At 38.7% G+C, this 18,832-nt stretch carries 20 protein-coding genes and 1 pseudogene; 6 read left to right on the top strand and 15 right to left on the bottom strand.

What is annotated here, in order from left to right; translation table 11 throughout:
• The first annotated feature begins 163 nt into the window (after positions 1 to 163).
• From QAP06_RS04575 to QAP06_RS04560, 4 genes and pseudogenes are all read left to right on the top strand, one after another.
• Positions 164 to 886, top strand: coding sequence for a hypothetical protein (locus tag QAP06_RS04575; protein ID WP_286465041.1), 723 nt, complete (start codon positions 164 to 166; stop codon positions 884 to 886).
• An 11-nt stretch (positions 887 to 897) separates the two neighbouring features.
• A pseudogene (locus QAP06_RS04570) lies at positions 898 to 1,886 on the top strand (sortase).
• Positions 1,887 to 1,954: 68 nt separating this feature from the next.
• Positions 1,955 to 2,269, top strand: coding sequence for a YkgJ family cysteine cluster protein (locus QAP06_RS04565; protein WP_286467531.1), 315 nt, complete (start codon positions 1,955 to 1,957; stop codon positions 2,267 to 2,269).
• Positions 2,270 to 2,771: 502 nt separating this feature from the next.
• Positions 2,772 to 3,356: an NYN domain-containing protein gene (locus QAP06_RS04560; protein ID WP_286465040.1), complete on the top strand. Its 585-nt coding sequence runs from the start codon at positions 2,772 to 2,774 to the stop codon at positions 3,354 to 3,356.
• Between the two features lie 215 nt (positions 3,357 to 3,571).
• Here the strand turns inward: QAP06_RS04560 and ftsY are convergent, their stop codons facing one another.
• Positions 3,572 to 4,453 (bottom strand): signal recognition particle-docking protein FtsY, encoded by an 882-nt coding sequence (ftsY, locus tag QAP06_RS04555; RefSeq protein ID WP_286465039.1) that lies wholly within the window; start codon positions 4,451 to 4,453, stop codon positions 3,572 to 3,574.
• 7 nt (positions 4,454 to 4,460) lie between these two features.
• Positions 4,461 to 5,018, bottom strand: a complete 558-nt coding sequence (locus QAP06_RS04550; protein ID WP_286465038.1) for a hypothetical protein — start codon at positions 5,016 to 5,018, stop codon at positions 4,461 to 4,463.
• Between the two features lie 97 nt (positions 5,019 to 5,115).
• Here QAP06_RS04550 and QAP06_RS04545 point away from each other — a divergent pair, with 97 nt between their 5' ends.
• Together QAP06_RS04545 and rny are read left to right on the top strand one after the other, a co-directional pair.
• Complete coding sequence (locus tag QAP06_RS04545) at positions 5,116 to 5,790, top strand: 5-formyltetrahydrofolate cyclo-ligase (RefSeq protein ID WP_286467528.1); 675 nt, start codon at positions 5,116 to 5,118, stop codon at positions 5,788 to 5,790.
• The gene (gene rny / locus QAP06_RS04540) at positions 5,768 to 7,279 is read left to right on the top strand and encodes a ribonuclease Y (RefSeq protein ID WP_286467526.1); all 1,512 of its coding nucleotides are present in this window, start codon (positions 5,768 to 5,770) and stop codon (positions 7,277 to 7,279) included. The genes QAP06_RS04545 and rny overlap by 23 nt, the downstream gene beginning before the upstream one ends.
• Here the strand turns inward: rny and QAP06_RS04535 are convergent, their stop codons facing one another.
• The 13 genes from QAP06_RS04535 to trmB all read right to left on the bottom strand — a co-directional run bounded on the left by QAP06_RS04535 (position 7,280) and on the right by trmB (position 18,828).
• Positions 7,280 to 8,596, bottom strand: a complete 1,317-nt coding sequence (locus QAP06_RS04535; RefSeq protein WP_286467521.1) for an MATE family efflux transporter — start codon at positions 8,594 to 8,596, stop codon at positions 7,280 to 7,282. It abuts the gene before it with no gap.
• Positions 8,596 to 9,909 (bottom strand): Na+/H+ antiporter family protein, encoded by a 1,314-nt coding sequence (locus QAP06_RS04530; protein WP_286465037.1) that lies wholly within the window; start codon positions 9,907 to 9,909, stop codon positions 8,596 to 8,598. The genes QAP06_RS04535 and QAP06_RS04530 overlap by 1 nt, the downstream gene beginning before the upstream one ends.
• 132 nt (positions 9,910 to 10,041) lie before the next feature.
• Entirely contained in the window at positions 10,042 to 10,920 is an 879-nt protein-coding gene (locus tag QAP06_RS04525; RefSeq protein WP_286465036.1) for a carbon-nitrogen hydrolase, read from the bottom strand.
• 3 nt (positions 10,921 to 10,923) lie between these two features.
• Positions 10,924 to 11,070 (bottom strand): hypothetical protein, encoded by a 147-nt coding sequence (locus tag QAP06_RS04520; RefSeq protein WP_000656201.1) that lies wholly within the window; start codon positions 11,068 to 11,070, stop codon positions 10,924 to 10,926.
• Positions 11,071 to 11,098: 28 nt separating this feature from the next.
• Entirely contained in the window at positions 11,099 to 11,758 is a 660-nt protein-coding gene (locus QAP06_RS04515; protein ID WP_286465035.1) for a tRNA threonylcarbamoyladenosine dehydratase, read from the bottom strand.
• Positions 11,759 to 11,810: 52 nt separating this feature from the next.
• Positions 11,811 to 12,050: a hypothetical protein gene (locus QAP06_RS04510; protein ID WP_286465034.1), complete on the bottom strand. Its 240-nt coding sequence runs from the start codon at positions 12,048 to 12,050 to the stop codon at positions 11,811 to 11,813.
• Positions 12,037 to 12,417 carry a flagellar export chaperone FliS gene (gene fliS / locus QAP06_RS04505; RefSeq protein WP_001199081.1) on the bottom strand — a complete coding sequence of 127 codons (381 nt, stop codon included), beginning with the start codon at positions 12,415 to 12,417 and terminating at the stop codon, positions 12,037 to 12,039. Before fliS ends, QAP06_RS04510 begins: the two co-directional genes overlap by 14 nt.
• 41 nt (positions 12,418 to 12,458) lie before the next feature.
• Complete coding sequence (gene fliD, locus QAP06_RS04500; RefSeq protein WP_286465033.1) at positions 12,459 to 14,516, bottom strand: flagellar filament capping protein FliD; 2,058 nt, start codon at positions 14,514 to 14,516, stop codon at positions 12,459 to 12,461.
• Positions 14,517 to 14,532: 16 nt separating this feature from the next.
• Positions 14,533 to 14,892 carry a flagella length regulator FlaG gene (flaG, locus tag QAP06_RS04495; protein WP_286465032.1) on the bottom strand — a complete coding sequence of 120 codons (360 nt, stop codon included), beginning with the start codon at positions 14,890 to 14,892 and terminating at the stop codon, positions 14,533 to 14,535.
• Positions 14,893 to 14,990: 98 nt separating this feature from the next.
• The gene (locus QAP06_RS04490) at positions 14,991 to 16,193 is read right to left on the bottom strand and encodes a murein hydrolase activator EnvC family protein (protein WP_286465030.1); all 1,203 of its coding nucleotides are present in this window, start codon (positions 16,191 to 16,193) and stop codon (positions 14,991 to 14,993) included.
• Positions 16,186 to 16,992: an FtsX-like permease family protein gene (locus tag QAP06_RS04485; protein ID WP_286465029.1), complete on the bottom strand. Its 807-nt coding sequence runs from the start codon at positions 16,990 to 16,992 to the stop codon at positions 16,186 to 16,188. The genes QAP06_RS04490 and QAP06_RS04485 overlap by 8 nt, the downstream gene beginning before the upstream one ends.
• Complete coding sequence (locus QAP06_RS04480) at positions 16,979 to 17,650, bottom strand: ABC transporter ATP-binding protein (RefSeq protein ID WP_021064114.1); 672 nt, start codon at positions 17,648 to 17,650, stop codon at positions 16,979 to 16,981. Before QAP06_RS04480 ends, QAP06_RS04485 begins: the two co-directional genes overlap by 14 nt.
• Positions 17,647 to 18,828 carry a tRNA (guanosine(46)-N7)-methyltransferase TrmB gene (gene trmB, locus QAP06_RS04475; RefSeq protein ID WP_286465026.1) on the bottom strand — a complete coding sequence of 394 codons (1,182 nt, stop codon included), beginning with the start codon at positions 18,826 to 18,828 and terminating at the stop codon, positions 17,647 to 17,649. Before trmB ends, QAP06_RS04480 begins: the two co-directional genes overlap by 4 nt.
• Positions 18,829 to 18,832: the final 4 nt, after the last annotated feature.

Here is an 18,832-nt window from a genome sequence, read left to right as displayed (position 1 = left end):
ATCCCCCGTTCTTTTTAAACTTCTTAAATTCTGTCTATTAACACCGCTAAAGGGAGACAATTTATGTTAAATCAAGATGTGTTGCTAAATTCTCATGAAGCTGGGGTAGGTGCTTTATGGCTTGAATTCTTGAATGGTTCTATTTCATTTGTAAAGAGTATCTATGAATGCCAAAAAAAAAGGAAAAGACCACAAAGAAGTACTCAAGCACGCCGCCACTAAGACTCTAAAGAGTGTGGTGCATAGTTATGGTATTGCATCTGGGGGTTCATTGTTGGGGGGCATGATGCATAATAACGCTAATAAAGCCATCCAAAGCCTTAGCAAGGGTTCAATGCCTGCGATGGTTGTAGGGGTTGGTGTGAAAAGTTGTAGAATTTTAATTAAATATTTTCGTGGAAAGATTGATAGGGTGGAGTGTTTGGAGGAACTTGGGAAAGAAAACACTACTTTTTTAAGCGGTATAGCTATGGGGAGTATTGGTCAATTAGCAATCCCCATTCCTGTAGTTGGAGCACTCATTGGGGGTTTTGTGGGCACAGTGATGAGTAAAACTTTTTATGATGTCTCGCTAAAGACTCTCAAGGAAGCCAAGGAGGCGCACCAAAGGCGCATTGAGATTGAAAAAGAATGCCGTGAAATCATCAAGCACTTAGAGGCGTATCAAAATCAATTTAAGGAGGTGTTTGAGCAATATTTTCATGAAACTACAAAGTTTTTCGATCAGAGTTTTGACGAGCTTAGGAGAGTGCTTTGTGCGGGTGATGCGGATTTGACCATAGGGGTCAATAACAAATCCCGAGAATGGCTGGGTCAAAAGGCGTTATTTGATAATAAACAAGAAGGCTGGGAACTCATTACTAGCAATAAAAACATAAGAATGTAAAGGAGAAAAACATGCCATTACCATTTATTTTAGCTGGAGTAGCCCTAGCGGCAGCAGGATACGGAGTCAAAAAAGGGATTGATGCGCTCGATGCCGATTGCGAAGCTGATGAATTTATTAAAAAGGCAGAGAGTTTAAAAGAGGAAGAAGCTAAAAAGGCTGAGTCTGCGGAGTCTGATTGCAAATTGGCTTTTGCAAGGTTTGGCGAGAAAAAACTCCATGTTTTAAGCCATAGCGTTTCAAACTTTTTGGATCATTTCCACCGATTGAATCGCAGTAGGATTATTATTGAAGGTATCAACATGCAAGACATTCAATGCCAGGTTTCAGACGCACAAAAAATCACCAATCAACTTAATGCCAGTGGTATGAGCGAGGAGAGTGCTATATGGGGAATGTTTGCGGGCTATGGTGGTTTATTTATTTCTAGTTTTACTACTGGCACTATGTTAGGTGGAGGGCTCGCTGCGAGTGGTCTTGCAGGCATGGCAGTGATTGGAGGGCTTTTTGCCGCACCTGCACTCGCTATTTTGGGAGCTGTGAGCGCTTCTGAAATGGAAAAGAAGCGAGAAAATGCCAAGACTTATCTCTCTCAAGTTGAAGCAGCCGTTAAAAAGCAGATGCGATAGTTGCTAATCTTCAAGCCGTTGAGAAAATGGCGAGGCTTTTCACCAGACAGATCACCAAATGCGATGCACTGTTTTTCTCGCTCTCTCAAGACGCCATCGCCACGATGAAAAAGCATCACTACGATACCTCTCTTTACAATCAAAAAGAAAAAGATCAACTCTGTGTTACCGTTTCAACACTTTCTAGTTTGAGCACTTTTTTGAAAATCTCTATTATGGATGAACACCAAAAGCTCAATAAAAAAGCGCAAAACGCTCTCAATCTCATGCGAAATCAGATAAATGCCCTAGAAAATGGGAATTATAGCTTGGGTGGTATTAGATTTAGGCAGGTACGGCTTGAAGATCTAAGAGACGACAAGACTTCTTAAGACTATGGAGCTTTAAAAGAGAAAAAGAGGGCGTGAAAGAGAGAGTATAAAGGAGAGAGCATGAAAAAATCAAAAAAAAGCAAACAACCCTTAATCGCTTCCCTTGCACCTCTTGCGGGCTTTGCTGTAAAAATATCACCGGGATTATTGAGCTTATTGGGTTTGATGCTGGCAATGGGGTGTGCAAGTTTTTGGATTCAGAAACCAATCTGTGCAAGATTTATGAATTGCGCCCGTTAATTTGCAGGATTGATGAAGCGCACAAAAAGCTTTATTCCCACATCCCGCTTAAGGAGTTTTATGCCAAAAACGCAGAGGTTTGTAACGCTTTGCAAGAAGCAAACCATATGGATATAAGTTTTAGGGTTATTATTACGGAATAGACTAAAATAGCTCTATTTTCATTAAATATGAACACTCAAAGTCTTATTGTTAAAAAAAGGGGTTTTTAGCTATTCTATTTTATGATAAAACTCATTCTCTTAAGGGGATAGGAGTATTTTTGAAATAATTCCCCCTACAACCCCCAACTAAAAACCCCTAATTCAAGAAGACCGCTTTTTAAAGCTATCACTTGACTAGCGTCAAGCTCTTTACTATTGATTGTAAAAAATGCTAATAGCATTTTTAAATTTGGTTATTGATATCCTATAAAAACAGACTCTATTTCACCAATAGTTCTACGATTATAAACAATAATTAATTGAAGCATAAAAAATCTATAAGTTTGACTTCTTACAAAAAATTTATTATAATAGATAGCATATTACTCAACTAGGGTGTTATTTATTCCTGTAGCCCTGGTTGTCCACATAAAAAGGATAAAAATTATGAACCATACACAAAAAACAGCAATTTTCGTTGATTTTGAAAATTTGAGAATAGGTGTTTTTAAAAAAAACATGGAAAAAGAAAAATCTCTTTTTTGATTACAACAGTAATCCACAGAAAGTTGTAGATTTTTGTAATTTATGTGTTTTTGACAGTTACTTTGACAATTACCATGAGAAAGACAAAGACCATGAGAAAGACTTGTTAAATCTATATAGAATATTCTTTTACACAGCAAAACCACTAGATAGCCATTCTAAAAAGAAAGATATACTGAATTTCTTGTCAACACTAGAACGCTTAAATCATACTGCTTTGAGACTCGGGAAACTTGTTAAGCGTGGTAATGTGGAAGTTCAAAAACAAGTAGATATGCTTCTTGGAATAGATATGCTAGAAATTTCCTTAAAACATTTTGTAGAAAAAGTAGTTTTAATAGGATATGACTCTGATATGTCTCCGGCTTTAAAATTGGCTAGAACAAATGGAATTCAAACAGAAATTATCCTTTTTGAAGATCTCGAACAAAAAATAGAGAGTAGCCTTACTAAACATTGTGATTTTATCAAAAAAGTAAAAGTAGGAGATATATATAATAAATTAGGCATTAAAAACAACAATAACAATATTAATCAATAGGTGCTCAGAATAAGGTTATAGGAGTTTAAAACTCCTATCTTACTATATTGGTAATAACTTCTATATTATTTTTGCAATGTTTTAATCTTAATTCTTCGAATAAATCTTTCAAAAGGTGCTTTATCATCGCCCTTATAGAAAACATTGAACTCATCATAAGGTTGCTTAATCATACTGTTCATGATATACTTACGCATTTGGTATAGTTGTATTTTTTATTGTTCCACAAATACCGCATCAACCAAATCTTCTATAAAGCGTTCTTCATCAAAAGCGATCAAATCGTCTTCTTTTTCGCCCATTCCTAAATAAAGAATGGGTAATTTCAACTCATACAGCACGCTTAAAATCGCTCCGCCTTTAGAAGTGCCATCAAGCTTAGTCATAATCACGCCGTCTAGCGCCAAAGTCTCATGGAAAATTTTCGCTTGAGTGAGCCCAGAACTCCCTTGCGTGCCGTCTAAAATAAGGAATTTATAAAAGGGGGCGTCTTTTAAAACTTTAGAGCAGGTGCGCGCGATTTTAGAAAGCTCATTTTTAAGGTTGGTCTGGTTGTGTAACCTCCCAGCGGTGTCTATAAAAACTTCATCTATATTTTTAGCGATCGCGCTTTCTATGGTGTTGTAAGCTAAAGAGCTTGGATCGCTCCCTTCTTTGGCGCTAATGACTTGAATGTTAAGCTTTTCGCCCCACAACTGGAGCTGTTTGACTGCGGCCGCTCTAAAGGTATCGCCTGCCCCTAAAAGCGTTTTTTTATGCTGTTTTAAAGAGAGCTTGGCTAATTTAGCGATCGTTGTGGTTTTGCCCGCCCCATTAACCCCCACGATCAAATGCACTAAGGGTTTTGTGGTGATGGTTTTTAGGCGGGTTTTATCGTAATAGCTCTCCCCACGCACAAAACGCAACAAAGCGACTTCTAGTTGCTTGGGCGTAACTAAATCGCCTAAATGCTTCAATAGGCTTTCTATCAAATCGTATTGGATGTCAAAGCTGATCAAAATTTCTTCTAATTCCTCTTTAGGAATGCTTTGGCGCTTTTTTTCTTTAGCCTCTTCACCCTTAATTTTATTGACAATTTTTTTGAAAAAATTAAACATGGTTTTTTTAATCCTTTAAATTGGAAATATCAAATTGGAGCATTTCTATTGGCACGATCCCCTGATACATTTTAATCAATTGGTGTTTGTAGTATAAAAGCATGTTAAAAGAATGATCTAAAGCGTTATGGTTTAAATGATCAAAAAGAGCGGTATCTTTAGGGTTTAAAATCGTAAAATCAGCTTGAGAACGCGTGCTAAAGTCTTTGACTTCACCGCTTGAATAGGGTTTATTGAGTAAAATAAGCACCCTCAAACGATCTTTAAAAGTTTTTTTTAAGATGTTAAAGGTGGGGGCGTAATCTTTCAAAGAATCGTCTAAAGCGCTTAAAATTAATAGGGTGGGGGTGTTAGAATCCGGGCTGATATTGAGAGAATCTAAATCGCCTGTGATGGTGTATTCTTGGTTATTCAAATCCATAGCGGTGTAGGTTTTAGGGCTATTTTCTTGTGGGGTATTGTTTTGAGAATCTTGAGGTTTTTGGGAATTTTTACAAGCGTTAAAACTCAACAAAACGATCAAAACCAGCGCGATAAAACGCCAAAAATAAGCCTTAATTCTCATTATAAACACATCCTTAAGAATAATAAAATGGTAACTAATAACCTAAAATTATACTATAATGTAAGTCTAAAATTTAAGGATTATAACCATTAAAACGATTTTTAGAGATTTTTGTAAAGAACGCTTGAAAAGGGCTAAACCAACCAAAGATAAAGCAGTCAGGGATAAACTAGCTTGCAAGCTTTTATTTTTGAAACTCAAAGATTATCAAAATATTTTATTGTATAGCCCATTAGGGCATGAGCTTGACATCAGACCTTTGATTTTGAAGTTAAGACAAAAAAATAAGCGCGTGTGGTTGCCCAAAAGCATCAAAAAAGGTGCTAATTTTTCTAAAGAGGGTTTCACTATCGCGCCCTTTAGGTTGCCCTTAAGGCGTTTGGGGTGGTTTGATGAGCCGAGTTTGTCGCGCTATTATAAGCTAGAATTGGATTGTATTGTCGTGCCGATTTTAGGAATGGATACAAGCTTTAGGCGCGTGGGTTTTGGGCTAGGCATGTATGATAGGAGTTTGCCCCCATTATTCAAAAGGCGACTAAAACGCCCCTTAATCGTGTTTGTGAGTAGGGAGTTAGCGATAGCTAATGGTGTTCTTACAAACGCCTATGACATTGAAGCGGATCTTTATATGAATGCTCGTATCGTTATGAAGAATAATAAAAGGAAACATTATGAGCATGGGGTTAATTTACATTTCATTAGAAGTCTTGGTAGCGTGTTTGATTACCGCTCTAGCCATGTATTATGTGATGAAAAAGATCTATTATGCTAGAGCACAAGCCGTTTTAAAAGGCGCTTCAGCTAAAGCCAAATTGATGGAGTTTCAAGCGAAATCTTTCGTGGAAGCTGAAGAGATGCGCATGAAAAGCCAAGAATGCAAATTGCAGCAGCAATATGAAAACAAGAACTTGCAACTACAAACCCATTTTGATAAAAAAGAAGCGCATTTGAAGCATTTAGAAGTGCAGCACAAAGAATTTGTAAGAGATGAAAAACGCTATTTAGAAAAGGAAAAAAAAGAGCTTGAAAAAGAACGCCAAATTTTAGAACAAGAAAAAGAAAATTTTAAAAAACAGCGTGCTATTTGTAAAGAAGCTCAAGCCAAAGCGCTAGACGCGATGCTCAATTACATGGCTTATACCAAAGATGAAATTAAAAACATGATTTTAGAGCAGTTAGAAGAAGAATTAGAAGCCCAAAAAAGTGCGTTAATCAGGCGTTATGAAAAAGAAGCCAAAGAAGAGGGCAAGAAAAAATCGTATGCCATTTTAGCGGAAGCGACAGCCCGTTTTGCGGGTAATTATGCGACAGAGAATTTAACAAATCGTATCGCTTTGCCTTGCTCAGATTATATCGGTCGTGTGATAGGCAAAGACGGGAAAAATATTGAAGCGTTTAAAAAAGTCAGCGGGGTGGATATAGAATTTAGCGAAGACAGTAGCGAATTGTGTTTGTCTAGTTTCAATCTTTATCGGCGTGAAGTAGCGAGCGAGACGCTTAAGATTTTAATAGAAGACGGCCGTATCCAGCCTAACAGGATTGAAGAGGTTTATCACAGAGTCGCGCGCAACATGGAAAAAGAATTGCTTTCTGAGGGAGAGAGCGTCGTTTTAGAATTGGAGCTTGGAACTATGGAAGATGAGCTTAAAATTTTAATAGGAAAAATGCGTTACCGCTCTAGTTTTGGGCAAAACGCCTTACAGCATTCTAAAGAAGTCGCTCTTTTAGCCGGCTTGATTGCAGAACAGCTTGGGGGGGATAAAAAGCTCGCCAGAAGAGCGGGTATTTTGCATGATATTGGTAAAGCGCTCACCCAAGAGCTTGGGAGAGACCATGTGAATTTAGGTGTTGAGGTGTGCAAGCACCATAAAGAAGACCCGGTTGTGATCAATGCGATTTATGCCCACCATGGGCATGAAGAGATCATGAGCGTGGAGTGCGCGAGCGTGTGCGCGGCTGATGTGCTTTCAGCAGGGCGTCCTGGGGCTAGGAGAAAGAGCGATGAAGAATACGCTAAACGCATGCAAGCTTTAGAAGAGATCGCGCTAGAATTTGATGGGGTGGAAAAGGCGTATGCGATGGAGAGTGGGCGAGAATTAAGAGTGATTGTCAAATCCAACCAAGTTAGGGACAATCAAGTGCCTATTATTGCCAGAAAGATCGCTAAAAAGATAGAAGAGAGTGCTCAGTATGTGGGTGAAGTGGGCGTGCAAGTGGTGCGAGAAAATCGTTTCAAAACGACTGCTACGCTCAAGCAATGATTAAGCCTTTTTCCCGCACCTTTTCCATATGCCTTTAGAAAAAACTTTATAGTAGATGAATGAGCGCAAAAAAGTTTCTGATGCGATCACTACAAAAATAAATTCCACCTTAAAATGATAAATTAAAAGCAAGTAAATAGGCATGATCCTTAACCCCCATAAGCTTAGAGTGTTAATATACAGTGAGACTTTAGAAATGCCAGCCCCTCTAAAAACTCCATCTAGCACAAAATACCCAATTAAGGGGGCTTGAGAGAGGCCCACAGCGATCAAATAAGATCGCACCACTTCTAAGACTTCTTCATCTTGAGAAAAAAGGCTCGCAAATTCTTTAGCGAATAAGACTAAAACAATCCCTAAAACCCCCATTAAACCCATAGAGATTTTTAAAATCAAATGCGCATATTCTGTGGCGATCTTTGGCTTGTTCGCCCCCAAATTTTGCCCTGTTAAAACCATCGCTGCGATCATAAACCCAAATCCGGGCATGAACGAAAAGGTTTCAACCCTAATACCTATTTGCATGCCCGCTAATACTTTATCCCCATAGCTCGCTACAAATTTGGATAAGAGGATTAAAGAAAATAAGCTCAATAAGCGCTCAAACCCGGCCGGCCAACCCACTCTAAACATGGTTTTTAAAAAAGAAAAATGAAAGGTTATTTTGAATTTTAAAGGGATTTTTTTGATTTGTATCCAAACGCCAAGCGTGAGTAATTCCCAATAAGAGATAACCACATTCGCTAAAGCAGAGCCTACAATCCCCATTTCTTTAAAACCAAAATCCCCAAAAATCAAGGCTTGATTCAAAAAAATGCATGCTATGACCATGATGATTTTAACAATAAAGGGGGTTAAGGTGTCTGAAAAGCTAGCGAGTGCTGAAACTAAAACATTTTTTAAAAAAATACTCGGTAGCGCGATCACTAAGACTTCTAAATAATCTTGCGTCAATTGGCGCGAAGGATCTTGTAATTGCATCCAATTTAAAAAAGGCTCAATCAAAAAATAAGAAACAAACAGCACGCCCAAACAGATCACAAACGCCCCTATAAAAATACTTGAAAAAGCGTGGTTGATTTGAGTAAAATCCCTAGCCCCCACAAGCCTAGAAAGAATGGCGTTAGTGCCGGTGTATAAAATCGTATTGATGCCATAAAAAAGCATCAAAAATTGCAAGCCCACCCCTAAAGCCACGATGTGATGGTGCGAAATCTTGCCCACAAAAAAAACCGAGAGCGCGACCACCAGCACATCTAAAAAAGCATTGACCCCAGAGGGTAAGGCTAAAGAAAAGATTTTCTTAACTTGATAGATTAGCCTAATAGTAACGCTCCAAGAACTCCAAAAACAATCAAAGGGAGGTTATAGACTAAAAAAGTCGGCAAGCATGTGTCATAGATATGATTGTGTTGGTTGTCTGCGTTAAGCCCGCAAGTGGGCCCCATGGTGCTATCGCTAGCCGGTGAGCCTGCATCGCCTAAAGCTGCGGCTATGCCGATGAGTAAAATCGTAGATTCTACGCTAAAACCTAATTTCGCGCATAAAGGGACATAAAACACAGCGATGATAGGAATAGTGCCAAAAGAAGTCCCTATCCCCATAGTGATGAAAAGCCCTACAATAAGCATTAAAAAAGCCCCTAAAAGCTTCCCTTGGACCACGCTTGTGATCGCATTCACTAAGCCCTCTATCGCATGCACTTTTTGCAACACTTCTCCAAACCCGCTAGCCACTAACATCACAAAAGCGATAAACGCCATCATTTTCACGCTATCATCCATAAGCGAGTCCGTTTCTTTAAACTTAATGCCACGGCCAAGTAAGATGATCGCTAACGCTAAAAAGGCGGCTAAGGGCATAGAATCGGTGGCCAATTGGATCGCAAACGCCACGATAATCCCTATAAAAGTCAAGTAGTCATGGTAGTTTAATTGGAGCGAGGCGTAATTTTCTATGTTAAAAGATTTTTCTTTGTAGTGTCTGGGTTTTTTGTATAGCATCAATACAGCGGCAAGCAGCCCAGCAACCATTGCTAACCCTGCTATCCACATCACTCCTGTGATTTGCGCTAAGGTAGTGCTAACGCCATTAGCTTTTAATTGCTCTAAAATGGTGGTTTGAAAAATCAAGCCAAACCCCACAGGAAGCACCAAGTAGGGGGCTTGCAAGCCAAAGGTTAAAGCGCAAGCGACCGCTCTTCTATCCAATTCTAGCCGGTTCATTAAATGCAAAAGAGGGGGGATTAAAATAGGGATAAAAGCGATATGCACCGGCACTAAATTTTGCGAAAAACATGCGATGAAAGCGATCAAAAAGCAAAAAGTGGATCGCTTGTAATTAATCAAGCCTATTAATTTACTCAAAGCGACTTTAATGAGATTGCTTCTAGCGATCGCTACCGCTAAAGCCCCTAAAAGGATGTAGCTTAAAGCGATGTTTAAATTGCCTTTCATGCCATCTATCATTACATTAAAACTCTCCGTGATCCCAAGCCCTCCCATAAGTCCTGCTACGAGAGTCGCGCTAATCATAGAAAGCATGACATTGAGCCTTAAAAGGCTGAGAACGCACATGCAAATGATAGCCACAAAGGCAGGATTGCTCCATATAGAGCTATTTTCTAGCATTTTTGCTCCTTGTTAAAACGAAAATACCGCGCAAAAATGATAGAATTTTTGCGCTTGTTTAGCGCAAAAAACCACACCTACCATGTTTAATCCTTTTTAACCTTAATTTCTAATTTTAAATTGATTGACCGATTAAATATAGCGCTTCAACAAATCGTTATAAAAATCAATGCGTCTGTCTCTCAAAAACGGCCACATTCGGCGCACTTCTTCGGTGCGTTCTAAATCAATTTCCGCATACAAAATCTCTTCTTTATCGCTCGCTTTAGCTAAAAATTCGCCCAAAGCCCCTACCACAAAACTAGAGCCAAAAAAAGTAATGCCCCCCTTAATCGCACCGCTAGGATCTAATTCTACGCCCACTCTGTTAGCCGCAATCAAAGGCAAGCCATTAGCGATCGCATGCCCTCTTTGGATAGTTTCCCATGCGTTTTGCTGACTCTTTTTTTCTTCATTAGAGTCTTCTTCTAAAAACCCTATCGCGCTAGGATAGATTAAAATTTCTGCCCCTTTTAAAGCCATAATCCTTGCCGCTTCAGGATACCACTGATCCCAGCACACCATAAGCCCTAATTTGCCCACGCTTGTAACAATAGGCTCAAAGCCCAAATCCCCCGGCGTGAAATAAAATTTTTCATAAAACCCTGGGTCATCAGGAATGTGCATTTTGCGATACACTCCAGCGATTGATCCATCTTTTTCAAACACCACAGCGCTATTGTGATACAACCCTTTAGCGCGCCTTTCAAATAAAGAAGCAATCAGCACCACTTGAAATTTTTGAGCTAAAGCGCTAAAAAAAGCCTTATCTTCTTCAAAATATTCGCCCAAATCAAAAAATTTAGGGTTTTCGCTCTGGCAAAAATAACTATAAGGGTTTAATTCTTGCAACACCACTAAATTGGTTTTAGGGTGTTTTTTTAGCGCTTGTTCAAGCAAGTTTGCTGTATGCTCTATGGTTTTTTTTCTAGAGCCGCAATAAGCATGCTGGAGGACGCTCGCATAAATCATTTTTCACTCTTCTTCATAATCAGAGTTATAGTCTTCATAATCGTCATCATCATAGACATTCTTATAATCCCCATACTCTTCATCTTCTTCTTCAAAGCCTTCTAATTCTTCTTCTTCAAAATCTTCCAATTCGTCTTCGTAATCTTTCATTCCACTTCCTTTCATTGTTGATAATACCTTATTGGATAATGTCTTGCACGACTTCACTCGCTATTTGCAAACCAAAACTCGCTGTAACCGCATTAAAACTCCCAAGCTCTATGCAATGCGGAACTTCAGGGCTAAAAACCACTTTAAAATCCCCTTTAAAACGGCGTTTTTTTAAAAAATCCCTAAATTTACGCCCGAATCTATCGCCATAGCTTTCCCACACGCTCCCCACTTGGATGTGTTTAGGGTTCAAGCGTTTCGCACTCCCCATAGAGCTGATAAATTTCCCATAAGCGAAATTTTGGCATTTTATCGCTAAGCTTGTTTTAATAGGCAAATCGTCCATGCAATCTAAAATGTAATCATAATCTCTAAAATTAAATGAATTTAAAAACGCTTCATCTACATGCAAATTCAAAGCTTGAATGCCCTTATAGAGATCTTGCAACACCAACACTTTAGATTCTCCTATCCTTTCTGAGCCAATCTGGCGGTTTTGATTGGTAACATCAAACACATCTTTATCAATGATAGTGATTTGCCCTATCCCAACACGATACAAAGCGTCTAGCGCAAAGCCTCCAACGCCCCCAACGCCACAGATTAAAACCCTTTGTTGGCGGATTTTTTCAAAATTATTTTTAAACAACCACCTTATGCGTGTGAATCTATCTATGGGTTCAGACAATCTTTAGCCTTCAATAAAAATAGTGGTTTTATTGTATCGTAGTTTAAAAAATCTAAGACAAAAATTTTTGAATCTTCTTAGCCTTATGCATTTGTGATTGCAATTCTTCTTTTTCTTTTTCTAATAGTTCAATGCTTTGGGCTATCATTTCCTTAAGGCTTAAAAGCGTGTCTAAATCTAAGCTTTTTATTTGCTCTAAAGAAAGGCACTCTATCAATGAAAAGGCAAGCTTAGAATCCTTTTTTATAAGAGCGATTTTAAAGGAATCTAATAACGCATTAGGCGAGTTCATCTGAATGGATTTCCCTCCAAGCTTCTAGTAACCCCCTAGCCACATTCAACACCAAATCAATCTTACTCGCATCATTTTCCACATTAGCCTGCGTTAAAACTTTGATTTGATGGGTGTATAAGCCTGTAAGATACACTGCCACTTCCCCCCCTTTTTCATAATCTAAAATATTCAACAATTCCGTGAAAATATCCGTAACCCTGTTAATATAATAAATCTTTTTTTCAATGTCTTCATTTTCAATACAGCGTTTGGCTTGCGAAGAAAATCTTAAAATCCCCTCATAAAGCATTTCAATGAGTTTTGCCGGGGATTCCACGCTCACTCGGTTATGCTGGTAGGCTTGATAAGCGTTAGCGTATTGCATAATGTTCCTTTATCCTTTAAAATTGATAACTCTCTGTTTTTTTAATTCTTTTTAGCCGCCGCTTGATCGATCATCATCTGCACGGAATTGAATTTTTGATTGGCTTTAGAAATTTGGCTATCATAAGCCGCAAAGCGTTCCGCCATGATGTTGTAGCGGGTTTTTAGAAGCTCTTGAGCGTTTTCTTTGTCTTTGGTCAGGCTTTTAGCGTCTCTGTCTAGGGAATCTTCATAAATCTTTAATTTAGCGCTCCCTCCATCTATGAGATTGGCGATGACTTGATTGAATTTAGAAAAAATGCCCTCTTGGTGGATTTCTCTGCCCCCCATATCCTTGCTATCGCTCCCGTAGAAAAAATCTTGAGTCGCTTTAGGATTAGAATTTAAGGCACTACTCAATTTAGCCTCATCTAAACTCATCACGCCTTTATCGTCTAAACTAAGCCCGTATTTCATCAAGCTTTCTACCCCATTATCCGTATGCACGCTATAAGAAAACACATTGTTAAGAGAAGATCGAATCGCGCGAATATCGCCCACGCCGTTAAAAATCCCAGCGATTTTAGTGTCAGCGTCATAACGAGTGTCTTCGTCTAGTTTAGGGATAAGCTCATTATAGGCTTTGACAAATTCAGTGAGGCTGTCTATAATGGCTTGATTGTCCCTGCTCACGCTGATAATGGCGGGTTTATTAGGCTCTGTGGTTTGCTCTAAAGTGATATTAACCCCGCTGATCACATCATTGACCTCATTAGTGGGGCGTGTGATGCTCACCCCGTTATAAGTGAATTCTGAATCGCTCGCTTTTTGCAAATTTTTAGACATAAAAAGCGTGTTTTGTGAGGCTTCATAAGATTGCACCATGCCAGCATTCAAACCCAAATCCTTCAAACTGGCTTTGCCTAAAGCGTCCTCGCCCTTGATCGTTAGCATTCCGGTTTTAGAATTGATCACAAGCTTGCCTTCGGCGTTTTTAAACGCACTCAAGCCTTCCTTAGCGTTGATCGCTTGAATGATAGCGTCTGTGTTTTCTTCGCTGGTGTTGCCCTCTTTGGTTAAGGCTTTTAAATCCAGTTTTTGACCATTCAAGCTAATTACCCCTTCTAATTTACCCTCTTTTATGGTGCGAGAGCTTTTTAACAAATCGCTTTCTTGGGTGGTGGTTTGTAAAAACCCAAGCTCTTTAGCCTTACTCCCTTTAATTTCAATGTTTCCCCCACGCCTGTCATTAATGATTAAAGATTCCCCCCCATGAAGAGTGTCTATGGAAATATCCCCATTAGCGATCAAATCTTTAAAATTAGGGTCATTTTCTAAAGCCTGCTCCATCGCTTTTTGGATTGCGGTGTTTTTTTGTTTGATAGAAGCACTTTCAGGGAGTTCTAGCACAATGGGGACTTCATGCATATTCCCATCAGCCCCCTTTAAATTCAAACTCAATTCACTTTTCCCGCTCCCATCAACCCCCAAAGAAAGGGCGTTTTTGTTAGTGAGCGTGGATTGGAGGTGTGAGCCAAAATAGATACGGTTGTCTTCGCCGGTGTTTTTGGTATTCACCATTAATTGGTAGGGGTCATTCCCTCCTGTTTTCATCACAATGCCCATCACTTCGCCATTGGTAGCGTCCGTGATGCTTTGAGCCACATCGCCTAAAGTCATTCCTGCTTTAATATTAACGGCGTAGTCCTTGTTTTGCGTGTAAAATTTGAGCGTGGTATCCACTTGGCTAAAAATATCGTCTCTTGAAGAAAATTTCGCCCCTAATTCGTTAATATCGCCTTGCGCTAAATTTTGCACATCCACTTTAATATCTTGAATAGGCACGCCAGCCCCCACGCTCGCACTCAACGCATCGCCTGTAACATTGCTTTTCCTGCTGATATAAGTGGAATAATCTGAAAGCGTTTTAACCGGGCCTTTTAGAGCTGAAAGAAGCGTTTTAATTTCTACAAGGGCTTTTTGTTTTTCAACATTTTGCTCCATTTTCTTATCTAAGGGGGCGATTAACGCTTTTTCATCGGCGTCCTTAAGCTTGTCAATCACATCGTAATTCAAAACCTTACTGCCAAGCCCTAATGAGCTTAATGAACCTATTGCCATGTTTTACCTCTAATCTTTAGCCTTTTTCATCAAAGATAATGCCTATCACATCACGCATTCTTTGCATAAGCTCCACAGCCTCTTTAGAGGGTATTTCTCTTATCACCTTATCCCCGTTAGCGTCTTTAACTGAAACCACTAACCCTTTAATCGTATCGTTATAACTAAAATTAATATCCGTGCCGATGCGTTTCATTTCTTCATTTAGACGCTCGCTCAATAATTCTAGCTTGGGTTTGTATTGATCAGGGTCTATTGTTGTCTTAGATTCATCAATAGTGTTTATAGTATTTGCGCGACTGATCTCTTTTGTAGGGGTTGTTTGAACGCTTGTGTGAGATGTGGGAATCCCAATCCCTTGAACTTTATTGACCATAAAAACCTCCAAATTTTTCCATGCCTACAAGTATAATGATTTATTTGTTTGCATAAGCTCTTTAGCCAATATCGGCAATAAAAACGATTTGTTAAATCTTAATTGCGCGCGATGAGTTCTAAGGGGTTGATGTGTTTTTCTCTCATGGTAACTTCAAAGCCCAAGCGTTGATCAATGCGCCCTAAAACATAGCCTTTTTGGATCCGCATGCCGCTTTTAATGGTGGGGGCGATTTTATCCAATTGGGAATAAATCGTGCGGATGCCGTTTTTATGCTCAATGATAACGACTTTTTTAAGCATGTTGATTTCTTTAGCGAACACGATTTTCCCGTCTAAAACATTACGCACCAAAGCGTTTGGGGTTTTTGACACTAGCGTAACAGACTCGCTAAAAATTTTTAAATTATAAACCGGGTCAATATAGGGGCCAAATTTTTGCACCACTTCATAATCGTTCAAGGGAGCGATCGTTTTTGGCCCGTTATAGCTCGTGGTGTTGATATTTTGATAAGAGCTCGCTACTTGTTTGACTTCTAAGGCTTGAGAAGATTTTTTCAAACTGACTTTTTCTTCATTTTCTCTGTTTTGTTTGATGATATTCAAGCGTTTTAAAAGAGCGTTTAAATTCTGGCGCTCTTTTTCTAAAAGGGTTAATCGTTGGTTATAAATCGCATAATCTTTTTGCATGCTCAAAATGAGCTTATCTTGTTCGGTTTGTAAGGATTTTAAGGTTACTTCACGAGTTTTTTGCTCATCTATGACAGATGAGATTTTTTGAATGCTGCTTTTGACTTTTAAGGCCTGCGCGTTGAGATCCTTTTCTTCTTGGCTTAGTTGCGACATTTTAGACAGAGTGTTTTGGTGCAAGTTTTCAAACGCTACTTGTAAAATAACATCATTAGAAGAGGCTAAATTCTGCCCCTTTAGGGCTTGTGAAAAAAGGAAATCCTGTAAAAGCGTATCAAACACCTTCTTTTGTAAAAACGATCGCTGTTTTTGCAAATGATCTAAAGACTTGCGGTAGTTGGTTAGGACTTTTTCTTGTGCCAAACTTTCGTTACGATTTTTTTCAAGACTCTTTTTTAAAGCGATCATTTGGCGCCCCATCTCAGCTTTTTGAAGCTCTTTAGAGCGGATCGCTTCGCCTAAAGAGCTCAAACGGCTGTTCAATTGGTTTTTTTCTTCATGGGTTTTTTTTAAAAGGGTTTCTTTGTGTTGAATATCTTTAGCAATATCGCTCACTTTTTGCGTGTTAGCGAATAGTAAGGTGGCTAATAAAAATATTCCTAATTTATACATGTCTAGTCCTCCAAGCTACAAGTAAAACAGAAACAAATGAGACCACAAGGCTAAAAAGCAGTCCCCATAAAAAATGGTTTAAAACAAACGCGCCTCCTATAATACCTAAAGTATCCATCGTTTTTTCAAAACCTTTTTGCGAAGTGATATAAAGCATGAGCATGGGGGCTAAAAAACTAGCGATTAAAGAATCCATTAAAGCTATTTTATACAAAAACCCGTTTTTAAAAGATACCGAAGCCCCTAATAAATCCATGATCTCTAACCTCTCATGGTATTGATAGATCCAGATGCGGACTTGCTTAAACATCAATAAAACCGATAAGACAAAGACCACTAACGCAAAGATATAGACCGCCGCTTTAATAAAACTCAAGAGATCATACACTTGCATGTAAGTTTTGGCAAAGACTTCAACTTTTTGAACGCCAGGGATTTTGAGCAATTTTTCTTTAATGTTTTCTAAACGCTCTTGAGTGGGGAATGTGGAAAGTTGTAAAGAATAAAAAAAGGGTAAATTTTTCCTTAATTCCTTAAGCCCGTCTGTGCCTAAGGTTTTTTGAAGAGGCTCTAAAGAATAATTAGGATCCATTTCTTTTAACGCTATGATTTCGCTAAAATTTTGACGCAACAATTCCAAGCCTAATTTTTGCGTGCTGGCCAACACGACCGAATAATCTTCAATCAATTTTTTTTCTTTCTGCTCTATCGCTTGATTGATAAATAGCACGCACTCCAAGCTAAACAATAACGCTACCAGGGGAATGATAAAGGCTAAATGCTTTTTAAGAGTATTCATAAACTTCCCCATCTTCTATATAAAATTTTCGGTGATAAGCGCTAAAATTTTTAGGGAATTTGTGCGTAACCACCACGATCGTAGCGTTTAATTGCGTGTTCATGCCCCTTAATAGGCTCCAGATTTTATCGCTAGAATAATCGTCTAAATTCCCGGTAGGCTCATCGGCTAAAATGAGTTCAGGGCAGTTCGCCATAGCCCTAGCCATAGCTACTCGCTGTTGTTCGCCCCCACTGAGCTCTTTGGGGTAGCGGTTAGCCTTATGGCGTAAATCAATATGCCCTAAAAGTTTTTCTAGCTGCAAATGGCATTCTTCTTTTTTAACGCCACAAATAATCATCGGCAGTTTGATGTTTTGCTCAATCGTGTAATCTTGGATCAATTTATAATCTTGGAAAACCACGCCAATATTTTTACGCAAATCTAAAATCGTTGATTTTGAAGCGTTGTTCATGTTGATATTGCAAACTTCTAATTTACCGCTAAAAAGTTTTAAATCCCCATAGAACGAACGCAAAAGCGTGCTTTTACCGCTCCCGCTAGGCCCTGAAATGAACACAAAATCCTTGCGTTTGATGCGCAAATTAGCATGCTTAATGACCGGTTCGTTTTGCTGGTATTGCAAGCATAGATTATTCGCTGCGATGATCACACTCATCCAATTCCCTTTTGGCTTAGGATATTTTGAAGCAAAAGATGCGCTTTGTGGTTGTTTAAGGTTTTTAAGGGGCTTTTATTGAGATAAAAAATCTGGTTTTCTGTCAGTAAAACAAACAAACGCACAGGCCAATCAAAATCCCCCATGCTCAATTCCACTAAAAAATCCCCCTTATTTTCATAAATATTACAAACATGCACAAAATACCCCTCTTTAATAATTTTTGGGGTTTTTAAAATCGTTTTAACGCTCTTTTTACTCATTGTTATTGTATCAAAAGAAAAATCAAATGCATGGTTATCAAAAGGGGTTTCATTCCATTCTAAAGAATAAATTCTTAAATCATAAATATCTTTTTTGAGTTTATTCCAACGCGCTTCATACTTGCTGACCACCGGGATTTGAGCGTTTTTTTTGATTTCTATCTCGCATTTAAAGTTTTTTAGGGCCAATTTCAAGCTGTCTTCAAAATAAAGGCTATCATCGGTTCGTAATTCCAAAAACCCTTTAGGCTTTAAAACCCTTAAAGCTTCGTTTAAAAACTTTTCGCTTAGCACTCGGCGGTGTTTTTTCTCATTCCATGGCACAGGGAAATGCACAAAAATTTTCTCGCACCTGTGATGTGGCATGCTTTCTAAAATTAAACGGCCATCGCCTTGCAAGATGTGCAGATTTTTTAAATCCAACAACTCCATTTGCTTTAACGCTTGCGCGATAGACGGGGTGTGAATCTCTATCCCTAAACATGTTTTAGTGGGGTTGTTTTTGGCTAATTCTATCAAATGCCTACCGCTCCCAAAACCAATTTCGGCTAAAATAGGGGCTTGATTTTTTTGAATAAAGTCTTCAAAAGTTCCTAAATCAAGGGCTTTTTTTTGGCTCGCATGTTTAGAATTTTCTTGCAAATTATGCGAAATGACTTCAAAAGATTGCGAATAAATCCTTAAAGCTTGTTTTAAAACCTCTCTTTTTAAGGGCGTTGCTTTTTCGCTTTTGATCAAAAAATCACCCGCTCGCCGGATTTTTTGCAATAAAAAAATGCGATCCTTAAAACTCGCATACACACAGCTTTTAGTGGGGTGTTTTAAGCTTAAAAATTCCTTATGAAAACAAAAATCCCCTTCAATTAAGGGGTATTCTAAAGGCTTGGAGTCTAGCTTGGCTAAAAAATGGGGCATTAAA

Origin of the sequence: Helicobacter pylori, assembly GCF_030323545.1 — a bacterium.
Taxonomy (GTDB): domain Bacteria; phylum Campylobacterota; class Campylobacteria; order Campylobacterales; family Helicobacteraceae; genus Helicobacter; species Helicobacter pylori_CO.
Note: the sequence above shows the minus strand (reverse complement) of the source record. Positions and strands in the feature narration are given on the sequence as shown.